Annotated in this window: 16 protein-coding genes; 5 read left to right on the forward strand and 11 right to left on the reverse strand. The window is 72.0% G+C overall.

Features of this window, described 5'->3' with window-relative positions; translation table 11 throughout:
• The first annotated feature begins 3 nt into the window (after positions 1 to 3).
• Positions 4 to 579 carry a TetR/AcrR family transcriptional regulator gene (locus tag KIK09_RS15000; protein WP_214319815.1) on the forward strand — a complete coding sequence of 192 codons (576 nt, stop codon included), beginning with the start codon at positions 4 to 6 and terminating at the stop codon, positions 577 to 579.
• Here KIK09_RS15000 and KIK09_RS15005 read toward each other — a convergent pair.
• The 5 genes from KIK09_RS15005 to KIK09_RS15025 all read right to left on the reverse strand — a co-directional run bounded on the left by KIK09_RS15005 (position 572) and on the right by KIK09_RS15025 (position 2,697).
• A complete protein-coding gene (locus tag KIK09_RS15005; protein ID WP_214320683.1) occupies positions 572 to 994 on the reverse strand; it encodes a protease inhibitor I42 family protein in 423 nt (140 codons plus the stop codon). The two genes, KIK09_RS15000 and KIK09_RS15005, sit on opposite strands and share 8 nt — an antisense overlap.
• A gap of 37 nt (positions 995 to 1,031) precedes the next feature.
• Positions 1,032 to 1,247, reverse strand: a complete 216-nt coding sequence (locus KIK09_RS15010) for a hypothetical protein (RefSeq protein WP_214319816.1) — start codon at positions 1,245 to 1,247, stop codon at positions 1,032 to 1,034.
• A 147-nt stretch (positions 1,248 to 1,394) separates the two neighbouring features.
• Positions 1,395 to 1,718 (reverse strand): hypothetical protein, encoded by a 324-nt coding sequence (locus KIK09_RS15015; protein ID WP_214319817.1) that lies wholly within the window; start codon positions 1,716 to 1,718, stop codon positions 1,395 to 1,397.
• A gap of 72 nt (positions 1,719 to 1,790) precedes the next feature.
• Positions 1,791 to 1,952 carry a hypothetical protein gene (locus tag KIK09_RS15020; protein ID WP_214319818.1) on the reverse strand — a complete coding sequence of 54 codons (162 nt, stop codon included), beginning with the start codon at positions 1,950 to 1,952 and terminating at the stop codon, positions 1,791 to 1,793.
• 4 nt (positions 1,953 to 1,956) lie between these two features.
• Entirely contained in the window at positions 1,957 to 2,697 is a 741-nt protein-coding gene (locus tag KIK09_RS15025) for a class I SAM-dependent methyltransferase (protein WP_214319819.1), read from the reverse strand.
• An 85-nt stretch (positions 2,698 to 2,782) separates the two neighbouring features.
• Between KIK09_RS15025 and KIK09_RS15030 the strand changes: the two genes are divergently transcribed.
• Both KIK09_RS15030 and KIK09_RS15035 read left to right on the forward strand, forming a co-directional pair.
• Positions 2,783 to 5,683, forward strand: a complete 2,901-nt coding sequence (locus KIK09_RS15030) for a DEAD/DEAH box helicase (protein ID WP_214319820.1) — start codon at positions 2,783 to 2,785, stop codon at positions 5,681 to 5,683.
• Complete coding sequence (locus KIK09_RS15035; RefSeq protein ID WP_214319821.1) at positions 5,683 to 6,474, forward strand: SWIM zinc finger family protein; 792 nt, start codon at positions 5,683 to 5,685, stop codon at positions 6,472 to 6,474. The genes KIK09_RS15030 and KIK09_RS15035 overlap by 1 nt, the downstream gene beginning before the upstream one ends.
• A gap of 584 nt (positions 6,475 to 7,058) precedes the next feature.
• Here KIK09_RS15035 and KIK09_RS15040 read toward each other — a convergent pair.
• On the reverse strand, positions 7,059 to 7,658 hold the full coding sequence (locus KIK09_RS15040) for a TetR/AcrR family transcriptional regulator (protein WP_214319822.1): 600 nt from the start codon (positions 7,656 to 7,658) through the stop codon (positions 7,059 to 7,061).
• Positions 7,659 to 7,704: 46 nt separating this feature from the next.
• On the opposite strand from KIK09_RS15040, the gene KIK09_RS15045 reads away from it, so the two are divergent.
• Complete coding sequence (locus tag KIK09_RS15045) at positions 7,705 to 9,189, forward strand: FAD-dependent monooxygenase (protein WP_214319823.1); 1,485 nt, start codon at positions 7,705 to 7,707, stop codon at positions 9,187 to 9,189.
• A 96-nt stretch (positions 9,190 to 9,285) separates the two neighbouring features.
• Here the strand turns inward: KIK09_RS15045 and KIK09_RS15050 are convergent, their stop codons facing one another.
• From KIK09_RS15050 to KIK09_RS15060, 3 genes are read right to left on the reverse strand one after another with little or no spacing between them, the layout of a single operon-like run.
• Positions 9,286 to 11,424, reverse strand: coding sequence for a xanthine dehydrogenase family protein molybdopterin-binding subunit (locus tag KIK09_RS15050; protein WP_214319824.1), 2,139 nt, complete (start codon positions 11,422 to 11,424; stop codon positions 9,286 to 9,288).
• The gene (locus tag KIK09_RS15055; RefSeq protein ID WP_214319825.1) at positions 11,421 to 12,374 is read right to left on the reverse strand and encodes an FAD binding domain-containing protein; all 954 of its coding nucleotides are present in this window, start codon (positions 12,372 to 12,374) and stop codon (positions 11,421 to 11,423) included. Before KIK09_RS15055 ends, KIK09_RS15050 begins: the two co-directional genes overlap by 4 nt.
• The gene (locus tag KIK09_RS15060) at positions 12,361 to 12,930 is read right to left on the reverse strand and encodes a (2Fe-2S)-binding protein (protein WP_214319826.1); all 570 of its coding nucleotides are present in this window, start codon (positions 12,928 to 12,930) and stop codon (positions 12,361 to 12,363) included. The genes KIK09_RS15055 and KIK09_RS15060 overlap by 14 nt, the downstream gene beginning before the upstream one ends.
• A 201-nt stretch (positions 12,931 to 13,131) precedes the next feature.
• Here KIK09_RS15060 and bla point away from each other — a divergent pair, with 201 nt between their 5' ends.
• Complete coding sequence (bla, locus tag KIK09_RS15065) at positions 13,132 to 14,016, forward strand: class A beta-lactamase (RefSeq protein ID WP_214319827.1); 885 nt, start codon at positions 13,132 to 13,134, stop codon at positions 14,014 to 14,016.
• Between the two features lie 259 nt (positions 14,017 to 14,275).
• Here bla and KIK09_RS15070 read toward each other — a convergent pair whose 3' ends face one another.
• Both KIK09_RS15070 and KIK09_RS15075 read right to left on the reverse strand, forming a co-directional pair.
• The gene (locus tag KIK09_RS15070; protein ID WP_250573187.1) at positions 14,276 to 15,469 is read right to left on the reverse strand and encodes a monooxygenase; all 1,194 of its coding nucleotides are present in this window, start codon (positions 15,467 to 15,469) and stop codon (positions 14,276 to 14,278) included.
• Positions 15,470 to 15,555: 86 nt separating this feature from the next.
• The gene (locus tag KIK09_RS15075; protein ID WP_214319828.1) at positions 15,556 to 16,296 is read right to left on the reverse strand and encodes a GNAT family N-acetyltransferase; all 741 of its coding nucleotides are present in this window, start codon (positions 16,294 to 16,296) and stop codon (positions 15,556 to 15,558) included.
• Positions 16,297 to 16,359 lie beyond the last annotated feature (63 nt).

The following is a 16,359-nucleotide window of genomic DNA, read 5'->3' on the forward strand; positions in this document are numbered from 1 at the left end:
GCCGTGCCCAGGATCACCGCGGCGACGGTGGCCGATCATCGGGCCAGCCAGCACGCCGCGCTGCTCGAGGCCGCGCTGGAGATCCTGGCCGGTGAGGGCGCGGCCGCGCTGACCCCCGCCGCGGTGGGCGCCCGGGTCGGCCTGGCTCGCTCCAGCGTCTACCGGTACTTCTCCTCCACCGCCGACATCCTGGCCCAGCTGGTCGAGGACGCCATCCCGCGCTGGGCCGGGGTGCTCGCCGCGGCGGCCGACGGGTCTGGCGACCTGCGCGAGCGGCTGCGCGGGTACGGCGCGGCCACGCTGACGTTCGTGCACAGCCGCGACTACGTGCTGCTGCCCACCTTCGCCGCGATCGACCTGCCCGCCGAGTGCCAGGCGCGGCTCGGCCAGCTGCACGAGACGATGATCGAGCCGATGCGCGCCATCGCGGCGCAGGCGGGGCACGACCATCCCGATCTCGTGGCCCACCTGGGGTGGAGCATCCTGGGCGAGGGGCAGCGTCAGATCGCTGCGGGCGCGGACGCCGAGGTGGTCACCGCGGTCACGATCGACACGCTGTGCCGCGCCGTCCTCACTTGACGGTCAGCTCGAAGATCGCCTCGCCGGACTGCTGCTTGCTCTCCTCGGTGGTGGGCGTCTTGCTCTGGCCGCAGCGCCAGCAGTTGTAGAGCTTGATCTCGGTGGCGCCGGGGTGCTTGGCGTTGAAGACGAAGTAGCTGGTGCCGCCCGCGCCTGGGCCGTCGCCTTCGGTGCGGCGCTCCTTGCTGATGAAGGAGGCCACGTTCGCGTCGGGCACGGCGACCAGCGTCCACGAGTCGCCGACCGAGGGATTGTCGGCGACGGCCAGCGAGAAGCGCTCGCCGCCCGTGGCGGAGACCTGGGTGGTCGCGCCCTTGGCGCCCTTGACCACCGTGCCGAGGTTGTTCACCGCGGAGCCCGCGCCGCACCCCGCGACGAGCAGGGCGAGCAGGGCTCCCAGTGCCGTACGACGCATCACTCCGGCAGCGTATCGGGCCCCGATGCCGGGGCGCTTACTTGGTCTTGCCGCGCTTCATGAGTCTGCGCGCGATGAGCGCGAGGACGATTCCCACGCCCACGATGAGCAGCACGGGGCGCTTCCTGGCCTCCGTGGTCACCTTGTCGGCGGCGTCCTTGACCTGGTCGGGCATCTTGTCGGCGACCTCGGCCGCCTTGGCCTTGACGACATCGGCCTTGCCCTTCACCTGGGTGTCGGTCTTCTTGGCCACGTGATCCTCCTCGGTCTCCCCCTTCGAGCGCTGCCGCCCGCCTCACCTGGTTCTTACCGATCAGCACGTGTACTGCGGCAAGCACCGGCAAAGCTCCTTCCACGATTGCGGCAGGCGCACATACGACTACCCAGCGGAAAGGCTTTCTCACCGGCCTTCCAGATCGGCCTCCATCGCGTCCCTGGCCGCGATCAACGGATTCTCGCGTTCCTCTTCCAGGCGTACCGCCTCGGACTCCGCCTCGCCAGTCGTGTCCAGGACGTCGCCGCCCGTGACGTGGGTGGCGGGAACGAACACATCGTGCCGCTCGTGGGACTTCTCCCACTCCTCGGCGTTCTCCGTGGCTCCCGGCCTCACCTGCGGCATGTTGATGGACCCCTCGTCGGTCGGGGTTCCGATCGTGGCGCGCCGCGATCCCACGTCGCCCGCGTGCTCGTCGACGTAGCCGTAGCCAGGGTCATGGTCAGTCATGGCTCAGCCCCCTTTGACCCGATTGTCGCCTTCCAGGTCGGGGAGGGATGGCAAGGGCAGGCAAAGCCTCCGTCAGCGCCTGGCGAGACGCAGCAGCAGGCCCACCATGTCGCCGAGAGGGGACTCGACCTCGCACCAGTTGTCCGGCTTCTCCGGCTTGCTCCACGGGGAGGGCAGCTCGCACGAAGGAGCCGGCGGCTTGGGCCGCTCGCACCACGATCCGGGAGGATTCATGCCTTCAGCGTACGACCAGATGCGTGAGAGCGGCGACCCTTCTGTAGGGGTCTGTCCGACCGGCCTGCTCCTCGCACTCCAGCAGCGCCTCCAGGTCCCCGGGCACGGGGGCGTCGTTGGCCGCCGCGTCGGTGAACACCCGCACGCCGTACCACTCCTCCACGCGCAGATCGTGTACGGCGAGCCGCCCCACCAGCTCCTCCAGGCGGTCGGCGCGGGCCCGCACGCCGATCCTGTTGGTGTACCCGCCGGCCCCGAACGCCTGGCCTGCCGCGGCCCAGTCGCCGAGCAGTCCCGGCCGCATGGCGAGCGCGTCGCCGTTGCGCACGAGCAGCGACAGCATCCCGCCGGGCGCGAGCACCCTGGCCAGGGCGGCGATCAGGGGATCCGGGTCGTCGAAGTACATCAGCACGCCGTGGCACAGCACCACGTCGAAGGAGCCCGGTTCGAACAGCTCGCCCATCCGATCGAGGTCGGCGTGGACGACCCGCACGTCCATGCCCGGCTCGATCTCCCGGCGCAGCAGGCCGAGCAGGTCGGCCGAGGAGTCGAGCGCGGTGACGCGGTGTCCGCGCGCTGCCAGGCGCAGGGCCTGGGTGCCCTGGCCGCAGCCGGCGTCGAGCACGCGGACCGACTCCTCGGGCAGGTGCCGCGCGAGCTGCCGGGTGACGAGCTCCTGGCGGACGACGTTGCGCAGGTTGCCGAGCAGGCTCCGCCAGCCGCTCTCTCCGGGCGCGAATCCCATGGTGTCCTTCCTGTCTGAGGCCAAATTGCCGAGCAGGCTAGCAGACCCGAGCCGACCTGTCGGTGCCTGGCGGTAGCCTTCCGGGGTGCTGGTCGTACACGGAGTCTGGGCGGGAGACGCCCTCGCCTTCTGGTCGGAGGACTCCGTGGCCGCCCCCGCCGACGACGGGGCGCACCCGTTCGCCGCGGCGCCGTTCCCCGGTGACGACTTCCCGCGTCGCGAGCTGGAGCTGCTGCTGCCCGGGTCCGCGCGGGAGCCGCTGCCCTCGCCCGAGACCGGGCGGATGACGCGGATCATCCGGCCTCGGCTGCGGCTGTGGCGGGTGCCCGCCGCCGTGCCGCCGGTCGCCGTCGCCCTGCGCCTGCTCGATGACCACCCGGGCAGCGCCACTGTCCGCCACTGGGCCGCCGTCGCCGACCTGGCCCGCGATCTGGTCCGGCGGGGCCGCGTCGTGCCCGGCCTCGTCTCGCTCGGCGCGCCCGCCGAGGCCGACATGTGGTCGATCCCGCAGGACAACGCGGTCGCGGTGTGGCGGCCGGTGCTGACCGGGCCTGACGCGGCCTGCTTCAGGCAGCTGGCGCTGGCCATGCCGCCCGCCTGCCGCACTTCCCGCGTGGAGCGCCCCTCGGCGGAGGTGCTGCGGGAGGCGCTCGACGCCTTCACCGACGCGCTGGTCCGCGAGCGGCTCACCGAGCCCCTGGTGGCCAGGCCCAAGACCCTGCTCGACCGCTGGCTGGCCGCGCTCAGCGGGCCCGATCCCGCCTGCGTCGACCTGCCCGAGCTGCGCGAAGACCTGGCCGGCTGGCATGCCGCGGTCTCGGCGGGCGACGGCGCCGCCCGGGTCTGTTTCCGCCTCGTCGAGCCGCCCGAGACCGACGACCCTTGGCGGGTGGAGCTTGCGCTGCAGGCCGCCGACGACCCCAGCCTGTACGTGCCCGCCCGGCGGGTGTGGAGCGGCGAGCCCGTCGTCGGGCTTCCCGCCCGGCCGGAGCGGGAGCTGCTCGCCGGGCTCGGCCGTGCCGTACGGCTCTATCCCGAGCTCCACAGGGCGCTGCGGGTCGCCGAGCCGGCCGAGCTCGATCTCGACACGGCGGGCGCGTTCGGGTTCCTGCGGCAGGCGGCGCCGCTGCTCCAGGCGGCCGGGTTCGGGGTCCAGCTGCCCCGCTGGGCCGGCCGTACGCGGCTGGGGCTGAAGCTGACCACCCGCGCCAAGCCGCAGAGCGCGGCCACCAGCCAGGGGTTCGGGCTGGCGCAGCTGGTCGACTTCCGCATCGACCTGGCCGTCGGCGACCAGACGATCAGCGAGGCGGAGCTGGCCGAGCTGGCGCGGCTCAAGGTGCCGCTGGTGCGGGTCCGCGGCCAGTGGGTGGAGCTCGACGACCGCCAGCTCAAGGCCGCGCTGCGGGCCGTCGAGGGCGCCCGCTCCGGCGAGCTGCCCGCCGCCGACCTGCTACGCACGGTGATCCAGGACGAAGACGAGCTGCCGCTGCTCGAGATCGACGCCGACGGCGTCCTTGGCGATCTGCTGTCCGGGCAGGCCGAGCACCGCCTCGTGCCGCTGGTCACGCCCGCCGGGCTCGACGCCCGGCTGCGGCCCTACCAGGAGCGCGGGCTGGCCTGGCTGAGCTTCCTGTCCGAGCTGGGGCTCGGCGGCGTGCTGGCCGACGACATGGGGCTGGGCAAGACGATCCAGACGCTGTCGCTGCTGCTGCACGAGCGGGCCGAGCTGCCGACGCTGCTGGTGTGCCCGATGTCGCTGGTCGGCAACTGGCAGCGCGAGGCCGCCAGGTTCGCCCCGTCGCTGCGGGTCTACGTGCACCACGGCGCCGGCCGAGACGCCGCGAACATCTCCGCCGCCGACCTGGTGATCACCACGTACGGCACGGCCCAGCGCGACCTCGAGGCCCTGCGCGAGGTCGAGTGGCGGCGCGTGGTGTGCGACGAGGCACAGGCGATCAAGAACAGCGGCACGCTGCAGTCCCAGGCGGTGCGTGCGATCCCGACGCGCACCCGGCTGGCCCTCACCGGCACTCCCGTCGAGAACCATCTGGCCGAGCTCTGGTCGATCATGGAGTTCTGCAACCCCGGGCTGCTCGGCTCGCGCTCCCGGTTCAAGACCCGCTTCCAGGAGCCGATCGAGGCGCGCGGCGACGAGCAGGCCGCCCGCGCGCTGAAGCGGGCCACCGGGCCGTTCGTGCTGCGCCGTGTCAAGACCGACAAGTCCATCATCTCCGACCTGCCGGAGAAGCTGGAGGTCAAGGAGTGGTGCACGCTCACCCCCGAGCAGGCCTCGCTCTACCAGGCGGTCGTCGACGACATGATCGGCAAGATCGACGACAGCGAGGGCATCGAACGGCGCGGCATGGTGCTGGCCGCCATGGCCAAGCTCAAGCAGGTCTGCAACCACCCCGCCCACCTGCTCAAGGACGGCTCGCTGCTGTCGGGCAGATCGGGCAAGCTCGCCCGGCTGGAGGAGCTGGCCGAGGAGATCACGGCCGAGGGCGAGAAGGCGCTGTTCTTCACGCAGTATTCCGAGTTCGGCACCATGCTCCAGCCCTACCTGGCCCAGCGCCTCGACCGGCCGGTGCTGTGGCTGCACGGCGGGCTGCCGAAGAAGGCGCGCGACCGGCTGGTCGACCGGTTCCAGCAGGAGGACGAGCCGATGGTGTTCCTGCTGTCGCTCAAGGCGGCCGGGGTCGGGCTCAACCTGACCGCCGCCAACCACGTCGTCCACATCGACCGCTGGTGGAACCCGGCCGTCGAGGACCAGGCCACCGACCGTGCCTTCCGCATCGGGCAGCGCAAGAACGTGCAGGTGCGCAAGCTCATCTGCGCCGGCACCCTGGAGGAGCGCATCGACGAGATGATCGAGCGCAAGAAGGCGCTGGCCGAGCGCGTCGTCGGCACCGGGGAAGACTGGCTGAGCGACCTGTCGACCGATGAGCTGCGCGAGGTCTTCCGGCTCACCGCCGAGGCGGTGGCGTGATGCCGTTCTTCGACAAGGGCGCGCCCATCAAGGTCGAGGGCGGCATCAGGGCGCGCAACCAGCGCGGCTCGATCGGGTCGTCGTGGTGGTCGCGGCGCTTCATCGACATCCTGGAGCGGATCTGCGACAGCGGCCGCCTCTCGCGCGGCCGCACCTACGCCCGCAAGGGCCAGGTCCTGTCCATCGATCTGTCCGCCGGCCTCGTCCAGGCCGCCGTCCAGGGTTCACGTCCCGCGCCCTACGAGATCACCATCGAGATCGCCGCGTACGGCGATGCGCAGTGGGCGGCGATCGAGGAGGCCATCGCCGCACAGGCCGTCCACAAGGCCAAGCTGCTGGCCGGGGAGATGCCGCCGGAGATCGAGGAGGTCTTCTCCTCGCTGGGCCTCGACCTGTTCCCGCGGTCGCTGGACATGGAGTGCTCGTGCCCCGACTGGGGCTGGCCGTGCAAACACCTGTCGGCCGTCCTGTACCTGCTCGCGGAGTCCTTCGACGACGACCCCTTCCTCGTGCTCGCCTGGCGCGGCCGCACCCGCGACCAGCTCCTCGGCTCCCTCGAGGCTCCCTCGGCGGAGAGCGCCCTGACCGTGGACGACGTCCCCTTCGCCGACCGCCTCACCGACTTCTTCACCCCCGGCGCCACCCTCCACCGCCGGGAACGCCGCCCCACTCCGGCCGCCCCCGACCTCCTCCTCCGCCTCTTCCCCCCACCCCAGAACCTCACCCACCCCCTCCGCCCCGCCTACAACCAACTCCCCGACCCCGCCTACAACCAACTCCCCGACTCCTGACAGCGGTTCTGCCCCGCACGCTTCTTGCCTCGCACGCTTCTTGTACGGCACATTTCTTGTACGGCAAGCCACCGCCACCGGCCGCCCACCGCACTTCGGCTGAGGACCCCTGACCGGCGCTTCTGGCGAGTCGGCGCCACGTACCCACCGTCACGGCGCCCGTGCCCCAGGCACCGCCTTCCCCCGCCCCCGCACCCGCCGTACAAAGGCGCCGCCCACCACCCCCGCCGCACAAGGGCGCCGCCCACCACCGCCCCCACTCCTCACCGACCCGGCACCTCCACCCGTCACCGTCCGCCGACGCCCTTATGTCTCGTGGCGATTCGGGGGCTCCTCACACCCTGCGCCCTGCGCCTCGCCGTCCCGCGTCCCACCGCCTCGCAGCCCCGCGCCCCGCGCCTCGCAGCCCCGCGCCCCGCCGTCCCGCGCCCCGCGCCCTGCGCCTCGCCGTCCCGCGTCCCGCGGCATCGCGCGCCCACCTCCCGGCATCGCGCGGGCGCCTCAACGCCGCGGCTTGGCGCGCCTCGCGGTTTCATGCGCGGACCCTTACGCCCGCCGCAGGACGTGGCCGGCCGTACCGGGGGCTAGGGGAAGGCGCGTTCCAGGGTGTCGAAGGCGTTGTTGACGGCGGTTACGTGGTCGTCGTGGACGGCGGCGGTGGTTTCGCCGGCGAGGATGCGGGCGGCGGTGGTCTGGTAGGTGGTGCGGAAGGCCGCGACGACGAAGGCGGCCATCAGGTGGGGGTCGTGCGCCTCGCCTGACTCGGTGAACAGGCGGGTCAGCACCGCCTCCACCTCCTCGGCCACCTCCCTGGCTCGGGCGCGCAGCGCGGGCGAGTCGAGCACCACGCGCCAGAAGTGGCGAAATCGGTCCTCGATCCCGGCCAGGGGGTGGCCGGTGGCGACGTGGTCGAGGATCATCCGGCGCAGCGCGCCCAAGACCGTCTCGCCCGCCGGCCTGTCCGTGACCGTGCTGGTCAGGATGTCGATCAGCTCAGGGATGCGGTCGAGGAAGATGTCCTCCTTGCGCGGGAAGTAGTTGAAGACGGTCACCTTGGACACGTCCGCCGCCTCGGCGATCTCGCTGATGGTCACGTTGTCGAAGCCGCGCTCGTAGAACAGCATCGAGCCGTGATCGGAGATGCGCTGCCTCGTCTCGGCCTTCTTGCGTTCGCGCAGACTCATGAGAAAAGTTTATCGCACTCAAAGTTGAGTCGGGTATGGTTTTGATATGGACTACGACGTGATCATTGCCGGTGGCGGGCCCGTGGGGCTGATGCTCGCATGCGAGCTGGGGATGCACGGGGTGCGGGTGGCCGTGCTCGAACGGCTCAACGAGGTGGACGAGACGATCAAGGCGGGCGCGATCAACACGCCCACGGCGGAGGCGTTCTACCGCCGGGGGCTGCACGGGCGGCTGGCCGAGGCGCAGGAACGGACGATGGCGCAGTTCCGCGCCTTCATGGCGGGCAAGGGCAGCACCCCTCCGCCCAAGGGGAAGAGCTTCGCCGGGCACTTCGCGGCGCTGTGGCTGCTCGGGGAGCTGGTGGACGAGGACGACCCCGACTTCGCCGACCGCGGTCCCGCCGCGCTCCTGACCGGGGTCAGGCAGCAGGACATCGAGCACGTGCTGGGGGCGAGGGCGGCCGAGCTCGGCGTGGACGTGCTGCGCGGCGCCGAACTGACCGGTTTCGAGACCTCGGCGGACGGGGTGACGGTCGAGGCCGGCGATCGGGTGCTGCGGTCGGCGTGGCTGGTGGGCTGCGACGGCGGGCGCAGCGCGGTCCGGCGGATCGCCGGGTTCGACTTCCCCGGCACGCCGCCGGAGATCACCGGCCACCAGGCGCTGGTGACGATGGAGGGCGGCGAGGAGCTCGGGTTGGGCTGGAACCACACCGACACCGGCATCTACGTCAACGGGCCCGTTCCCGGGCGCATCCTCACCGTGGAGTTCGACGGCCCGCCGGAGTACCGCGAGGCGCCCGTCACGGCCGAGGAGCTCCAGGCCAGCCTGCGCAAGGCCTCCGGGGTCGACGTCACGATCACCGGTGTGCGGTCGGCGACCCGATTCACCGACAACGCCCGCCAGGCGACGACCTACCGCCTGGGCCGCGTCCTGCTGGCCGGGGACGCCGCCCACGTCCACTCGCCGTTCGGCGGCCAGGGACTCAACCTCGGCATCGGCGACGCCGTCAACCTGGGGTGGAAGCTGGCCCGCGTGGTCAAGGGCAGCGCCCCCGAGTCGCTGCTCGACACCTACACCGCCGAACGCCACCCGATCGGCGCCTGGGTGCTCGACTGGACGCGGGCCCAGGTGCTGCTCATGCGCCCGGATCCGAAGGCCAGGGCCATGCGCGCGATCGTCTCCGACCTGGTGGACACCGTCACGGGTACGACCTACTTCGTCAAGAAGATCTCCGGCGTGTGGCAGCGTTACGACCTGCCCGGCGACCACCCGCTCATCGGGCGCAGCGCTCCCGACCTGGAGCTGGCCGACGGCACCCGGGTGGGCGACCACCTGCACGCAGGTCAGGGCCTCCTGCTGGACCTCGGCCTCTCCCTGCCCGCCGACCCCCGCGTCCCCCTGCTCAAGGCCGAGCCCGCCAAGGACCCCGGCTTCCTGGCGATGCTCATCAGACCCGACGGTGTGGTCGCCTGGGCAGGCAACGATCAGGACAAGGCCCTGGACCAGGCGCTGGAAACGTGGTTCCAGTGAGGTCCCGCCGCCCCTGGCGTGCCACGGGCAGGGCGGCGGGTCCTGGCCGGGTTCCTCGACCTGGCCGACAGCCCAGCGGCTGGCAGGGAGTGATCGTCAGGCGAGCAGCTTCTCCGGCGTGAGCGGGAGGTCGCGGATGCGGTGGCCCGTCGCGTTGTGGACCGCGTTGGCGATCGCGGCCGCCGCGCCGACGATGCCGAACTCGCCGATCCCGCGCGCCCCCAGCGGGCTCAGCAAGGTATCCGGATAGTCCAGGAAGTGGATGTCCATGTGTGGGATGTCGGCGTTGACCGGGACGAGGTAGTCGCCGAGGTTGGCGTTGGTGAAGCGGCCGGTCGCGGCGTCGAGCCGCAGGTCCTCCAGCAGCGCCTGCCCGATCCCCATCACGATGCCGCCGATGACCTGGCTCCGCGCGGTCTTCTCGTTGACGATCGTGCCCGCGTCGGCGACGCACACCCACCGCGTGACCCGCGTCTCCATCGTCCACCGGTTCACCCGCACCTCGCAGAAGTGCGCGCCGAAGGACCGGAAGGCGTGGTCCTTGACCCGGTTGCGCGGCGAGGTGGCGGTGGCCTCGACCGCGGGCAGGTCCAGCGCGCTCAGCAACTCGCCGAACGGCATCGCCAGCCCGTCGGCCACCACCTCGCCCTTCTCGAAGCGGGCCTGCGCGCCGTGGAAGGGCGAGCCGGGGTTCCCGGTCGCGAGCTCGAGCAGCGCCTCGATCGCCGCGGACGTCGCCAGCTGTACGGCGGGCCCGTTCGTGGACGTGGATCCCGACCCGCCCGCGCTCGCCGCCGGGGGCGCGCTGGAGTCGCCCAGCTCCGGCACGACCCGCCCGACCGGGATGCCCAGCCCCTCGGCCGCGAGCAGCGCGAACACGGTCGACTGCCCGGTACCCAGGTCGGCCGCGGTCCCTGAGACCGTGGCACGCCCGTCGGACAGCAGCCGCACCTTGATCGACGCCTGGCCCCTGAACGCGCCGTAGGTGGCCGTGGCCATGCCCATCCCGACCAGCCAGTCGCCGTCCGCCACGGTGCCCGGCTCCTTGGCCCGCTGCGACCAGCCGAACCGCTCGGCGCCCAGGTCGTAGCACTCCGCGAGGTGCTTGCTCGACCAGGGCAGCCCGTTGGCCGGGTTGACCGGGGAGTCGTTCCTGCGGCGCAGGTCAAGGGGGTCCATCCCCAGCGCCTCGGCCAGCTCGTCGAGGGCGCTCTCCAGCGCGAACGACCCGTTGGACTCCCCCGGAGCCCGCATGATCGTGGTGACCGGGGTGTCGAGCGGCACGTAGGACCGGCTCACGTACAGGTTCCGCGCGCCGTACATGACCATGGACAGGTTGGCGGCGGACTCGAAGAAGCCGTTGGAGACCGCCTTGGCCGAGACGCCGTCGTTCTTGATCGCGACGAGCGTGCCGTCCTGGTCGGCGCCGAGCGTGACGGTCTGCCTGGTCGGCGGGCGGTGGCCGACGACGGTGAAGACCTGCTCGCGGGTCAGCACGGTCTTGACCGGCCTGCCCAGGGCGCGTGCGGCGGCCACGGTGAGGGGCGTGTGGGCCCAGGTGTCCCACTTGTTGCCGAAACCGCCGCCGATGTAGGGGTTGATCACCCGGATCTTGGCGGGGTCGATGCCCAGCGCCTCCGACAGCCGCTCCACGGCCAGCAGTACACCCTGCGTGGCGGTGTAGACCGTGACGTGGTCACCGTCCCACTCGGCGACGGTGGGGTGCGGCTCCATCGCGGCGTGGGTCTCGGCCGGGCTGGTGTACATGGCGGTGATCCGCACCGCGGCGGAGGCCAGGGCCTCGTCGATGGAGCCCACGCCGGGGGCGAGCACCTGGCTCGTCCCCTCGGTCACCGGGGTCCCGTCGGCGAAGGAGGCCTGCGGCGGCTCGGCGTCGTACTCGCAGCGGACCAGCGCGGCGGCGTCCCTGGCCTGCTCGAACGTCTCGGCCACGACCAGTCCGATGGCCTGGCCGTAGTAGCGGACGGCTGGGCTCTGGATCGGCGGCGTCAGCTCGGCGTTGTCCTCCTTGGCGAACGGGTGCAGCTCGAGCGGGTTGAACGGCGTGTAGACGGCCAGCACGCCGGGCGCGTCAGGGACGTCCATGCGGCGGATCGTGCCCTTCGCGACCGTGGCGGTGATCAGGTAGCCGTAGGCGAGGCCGTCGAGGTGCTGGTCGGCGGCGTAGCGGGCGGCGCCGGTGACCTTGAGGTGCCCGTCTTCCCTGTCGGTCATCGGGTGGCCTCCACAAGGGCTCGCACGATCGTACGTTGCAGCAGCGGGATCTTGAAGGCGTTGTCCGTGAGCGGACGGGCGCCGCGCGCGGACAGCTCGGCGGCCGCCTCGAACGCCTCGACCGTCGCGGGGGCGCCGCGCAGTGCCGCCTCGACCTCGGGCAGCCGCCACGGCACCGTGCCCACGCCGCCTGCGGCGATCCTGGCGTCTCGGACCGTGCCGCCGGCCAGGTCGAGCGCCACTGCGGCCGAGGTGAGGGCGAACTCGTACGACCGGCGGTCGCGTACCTTCACGTACCCGGACCTGCGGGCCCAGGGCAGCGGCGGGACGATCACCTCGGTGATGAGCTCGCCGGGCCTCATCTGGTGCTCGAGGTGCGGGGTGTCGCCCGGCAGGGCGTACAGATCGGCCAGGTCGACGGTGCGCTCGCCGGTGGGGGTGGCCAGCCGTACGGATGCGTCCAGGGCGACCAGCGCCACGGCCAGATCGCTCGGATGGGTGGCGACGCAGGAGGAGGACGTGCCGAGGACGGCGTGGGAGCGGTTGCCGCCCTCCTGGGCGGGGCAGCCCGTGCCGGGGGTGCGCTTGTTGCACGGGGTGGCGACGTCGCGGAAGAAGCCGCAGCGGGTGCGTTGCAGCAGGTTGCCGCCGATCGTGGCCATGTTGCGCAGCTGGGGTGAGGCGCTCTGGAGCAGGGCCTGCCGGATGACCGGATAGATCGCGTCATGGTGGGCGACGTCCTCCATGAGCTCGAGCGCCCCGATGCGCAGACCCTCGGGCCCCGGGCGGATGCCGCGCAACGGCAGCCGGGTGATGTCCACCACGTGGCCGGGCGTCATCACCTCGAGCTTCATCAGGTCCACGAGCGTCGTGCCGCCCGCCAGATACGTGCCCCGCAGCTCAAGAGCCTCGTGCGTGCTCACGGGCGCGACATACTCAAACGACCGCATCGCGCACCACCTCGTCGCCCGTGGAGGCCGCGCGCTCGTCCTGGTTCATGGCGGTCTGCACTGCATCCACGATGTTGGGGTATGCGCCGCAGCGGCAGATATTTCCCGACATGGCCTCGCGAATCTCTTCGTCCGTCCTGGCCCGACCGTCCTCGATCACCGCCACGGCCGACATGATCTGCCCAGGCGTACAGAACCCGCACTGGAACCCGTCACACTCCACGAACGCCCGCTGCGCCGGATGCCCGGAGACGCCCTCGATCGTGGTGACGCTCCTGCCGCGCACCGCCACGGCCAGCGTCAGGCACGCCAGCACCCGCCGCCCGTCCACGTGCACCGTACAGGCGCCGCACTGCCCGCGGTCGCACCCCTTCTTGGTCCCGGTCAGCCCGAGCCGCTCCCGCAGCGCGTCCAGCAGCGTGACGCGCGGATCAACCCGCAGCCTCTCCTCGCGCCCGTTCACGGTGAACACCAGCGCGTCCTGCTCGGCACTCGACGAGTACGGCACGGCCTCCCCTACCGGAGCGTCCGCGTACCCATGCCTGGATAACTCCATCCGAAGAAACTCCCCTGCGAACGGCCGGTAAGCGTTTTCCAGAAGGTATACGTCCACCCTCTCCCCAACGTCAACAGTGCGGCGCCGACCTGCCCATATATCCATATCGCCATGGATGCCGGAGCGATATCGATATTAGACATCCCGTGATCGCGTCTGCTTTGCTCCTGCCCACCGACGGACGACAGCAAGGATCTCCACATGCGAAACCGCCGCGCCCTCGCGCTGGCCACGTTGACGATCACTATCCTGGCGGGTGCCACCTCGCCCGCGCGGGCCACGGGCGTGCGCGAGGAACTGCGCGCCCTCGAGGCGTCCTTCCACGGCAGGATCGGAGCGTTCGCGCTGGACACGGCCACAGGGAAGACGGTCGGCTACCGGGCGGCGGAGAGCTTCCCGCTCCTGTCCACGTTCAAGGCGCTGGTGGCGGCCGCGGTGCTGCACAAGGCCCGCACCTCCGATCCCGGGCTGATGGACCGGGTCCTGCACTGGACCTCAGCCGACCTGAAGCCCAACTCGCCGACCACGTCCCAGCACGTCGCGGACGGGCTCACCGTGGCGCAGCTCTGCGAGGCGGCCATCACGCTGAGCGACAACACCGCGGGCAACCTGCTGCTCAAGCAGGTCGGGGGTCCCGCCGGCCTGACCCGCTACCTGCGCTCGCTCGGCGACCCGGTCTCGCGCCTTGACCGTTGGGAGACCGAGCTCAACGACTGGAAGCCGGGCGAGCGCCGCGACACCACCACGCCCGCCGCGGTCGCCGCCGACCTGCGCGCCCTCACCACCGGGTCGGCGCTCACGCCCAAGGACAGGACCCGCCTGATCGGCTGGCTGGTGGCCACCAAGACCGGCGACGCCCGCATCCGGGCCGGGCTCCCCAAGACCTGGACCGTGGGCGACAAGACCGGCACCGCGGGCGTGTACGGCGGGGCCAACGACATCGCCGTCATCTGGCCTGCCAAGAAGGCGGCGCCCATCATCATGACGATCTACACCACCCGCCGCTCCCCCACCGCCGCCCCCGACGAGAAGACCATCGCCCAAACCGCCACAATCCTCGCCCGCTCCCTGAACCGCCTCCCCTGACCACACCACCCCGCACGCTCTTGAGCACCCGCCCAAGACCCCCGAACCCGCAAAGCCCGTGCCCGAACACCCAAACGCGGACACCCGAACGCACGTGCCCGGACACGAGTGCCCGAACGCAGGTGCCGATGCTGACGCCCGGACTCGGGTGCCCGGACGCTGCCGCCCGGACGCTGCCGCCCGGACGCGGGTGCCCGCCAACGGCACCCCCTGGGCGAGGGGTCGAGGGGGTGCCTGGGGGTGGGCGGGGGGCCGTAGCTCAGTGGCCGGGGGACCAGATGAGGAGGCCGAGGCACATCTCGTCGCTGGTGCCCTCGCCCCAGACGACGTAGCGGGCGGGCTGGCTGCTCAGCGCGGGCAGCAGCTTGCGCAGGCCCGCGTCGTGGGTGCAGGTGACGCGGACGGTGTCGCCCTTCTTGACCGCGACCGGCTGGGGCAGCGGCCGGATGGCCTGGTCGTCGAAGTTGTACTCAGGGATGTCGAGCAGCGTCCGCGCCCCGGGCTTGCCGGGGTTGAGCTCGAGCTTGATCGAGCGGCCGAGCAGGTGCATGTGCCCGGCGGTGGCGTAGACGGTGCCGGCGACCGGCAGCTTCCTGGTGCAGCTCTGCGTGTCGCCGGGCGTGAGCGCCTTGCCCCGGCCGCAGGCCTTGTCGAGGAAGTTCGCGGTCTCGCGTGCCTGCTCGCCGAAGCGGTGCGCCAGGTCGTTGACGGCGGCGGTGCGCACGCACAGCGGCCCGGACTCCTGCTTGGTGCAGGGCAGCTCGACAGGAGCGGGCAGCGTGGTCGTCTGGAGCGGCGTGAGCTTCTGCGCCCCGTCGGCGAACCTGAGCCGGATGCCGGACTGGTCGCTGCCGGCGGGCTTGCCCTCGCTGGCGAGCAGGTTGTAGTGGATCTGCAGGATCAGCCGGCTGCCCGCGGCGACGGGGTGGCCGACGCGCTGGGTGAGCAGCGTCTCGTTGGCGCCGGGCGCCCAGTGGCCGATCCAGTTGCCGCCTTCGATCCCCGCGTCGCCGAAGCAGGTCCAGCCCTCGCCGGGGGTGCTCACGTCCAGCGCCTGCGCCTTGCCGGCGGCGGCCTGGTCGACGGCGTAGACGATCGCGTGGTGGACCAGGTCGGTGTTCTGCGGCAGGAACTGGTTGCCGGTCAGGTAGGCCGCGCTCTGGAGATTAGGGTCGAGCAGGAAGCACCGGTACTCGTCGGTCGCGCCCGCGGGGGCGGCCGGGGTGTAGGGCTGGGGCAGCTTCAGCGTGACGAACCGCTCCCCCGCCCGTAACGGCGCGGCCGGCGGCGGCGCCTCGGCCTTCATCCCGTGTCCCGCATGAGCCTGCTGAGTCGTCGCGGCGGGAGCGGCCGCCTGATGACCGTGCTGCGCCCCCTGCTGCCCGCACGACGTCACGACCAGTGCGCCCGCCAGGACCAGTACGGCCCCGCCCATCCACCCTGTCGGTCTCATGCGATCAAGGGTGCCCGCCCGCGCCCGCGCTTTCATCACCCCAGGAGCCGAACCATGTCATACCTGAGAGGGAACTCGGGCCTCGGCTAGCGGAGGGAGGTGTGCAGCATCTCGCCCACCTTGCGGTAGCCCACCCGGGCGTAGACCCGGCCGGCCTCGTCGCTGCCGGGTGTGAGGAAGGGCGTGGTGATCCCGGCTGCCCCGCCCGCGCGGGTGAGCAGGGCCGTGACGGCGCCGGCGATGCCGCGCCTGCGGAACGAGGGGAGGACCGCGATCCCGGCCACCTCCGCGACCCCCTGGTGCGGGCTGCCGAGCTGTCCGGCCCCGGCCGGCTCGCCCGTCGCGGTGTCGGTGGCGCGCGCGACGAGGCCGCCGCCGTCCAGGACGCGGCGCATCCGGGCGACGTCGTGCTCGGTGGCGGCGGGCGCGTCGAAGGCCGCGTTCATCACCCGGGCGACCTGCCACAGGTCGGCGTCCGCGGTCACGAGGGAGACCTCCACGCCGGCGACGGGGGCGTCCGTCACCTCGCCGGGCCCGCACACCATGAGCGGGAAGCGACCCTCGGGGGTGAACCCGGCCAGCGCCTGCTCCACCTTCGGGGCGGCGCTGGGGACGTACTCGAGCCGCGGCGTCCGTGCCCGCGAGCGGAACGCCGCGACCAGCTCGCCGATGTCGTCCGCCGTGGGCGCGGCATCGTCGTCGGGGATGGCGTAGTTGAAGGGAAGAGCGTCGTCGTGATCGTCGAACCGGATCACGAACGGCCCCACCCGGTGGGCGCGCGGCCCTGCCACCGACCTGAGATAGGCGTGCACGTCAGCTTCCAGCACAGCACCGCACGCTAGGGCCTGGGACGCCGCCCTGCCAACCGGATATTCGATGGCCGGGCCGCG

It is taken from the genome of Nonomuraea sediminis, from assembly GCF_018531495.1.
Lineage (GTDB): Bacteria > Actinomycetota > Actinomycetes > Streptosporangiales > Streptosporangiaceae > Nonomuraea > Nonomuraea sediminis.

Coding starts and splice junctions, on each gene's coding strand:
- KIK09_RS15015 (WP_214319817.1), bottom strand. CDS start 1,718: ATGACTGACCATGACCCTGGCTACGGCTACGTCGACGAGCACGCGGGC.
- KIK09_RS15020 (WP_214319818.1), bottom strand. CDS start 1,952: ATGAATCCTCCCGGATCGTGGTGCGAGCGGCCCAAGCCGCCGGCTCCT.
- KIK09_RS15035 (WP_214319821.1), top strand. CDS start 5,683: ATGCCGTTCTTCGACAAGGGCGCGCCCATCAAGGTCGAGGGCGGCATC.
- KIK09_RS15055 (WP_214319825.1), bottom strand. CDS start 12,374: ATGCGGTCGTTTGAGTATGTCGCGCCCGTGAGCACGCACGAGGCTCTT.
- KIK09_RS15045 (WP_214319823.1), top strand. CDS start 7,705: ATGGACTACGACGTGATCATTGCCGGTGGCGGGCCCGTGGGGCTGATG.
- KIK09_RS15025 (WP_214319819.1), bottom strand. CDS start 2,697: ATGGGATTCGCGCCCGGAGAGAGCGGCTGGCGGAGCCTGCTCGGCAAC.
- KIK09_RS15040 (WP_214319822.1), bottom strand. CDS start 7,658: ATGAGTCTGCGCGAACGCAAGAAGGCCGAGACGAGGCAGCGCATCTCC.
- KIK09_RS15060 (WP_214319826.1), bottom strand. CDS start 12,930: ATGGAGTTATCCAGGCATGGGTACGCGGACGCTCCGGTAGGGGAGGCC.
- KIK09_RS15070 (WP_250573187.1), bottom strand. CDS start 15,469: ATGAGACCGACAGGGTGGATGGGCGGGGCCGTACTGGTCCTGGCGGGC.
- bla (WP_214319827.1), top strand. CDS start 13,132: ATGCGAAACCGCCGCGCCCTCGCGCTGGCCACGTTGACGATCACTATC.
- KIK09_RS15050 (WP_214319824.1), bottom strand. CDS start 11,424: ATGACCGACAGGGAAGACGGGCACCTCAAGGTCACCGGCGCCGCCCGC.
- KIK09_RS15005 (WP_214320683.1), bottom strand. CDS start 994: ATGCGTCGTACGGCACTGGGAGCCCTGCTCGCCCTGCTCGTCGCGGGG.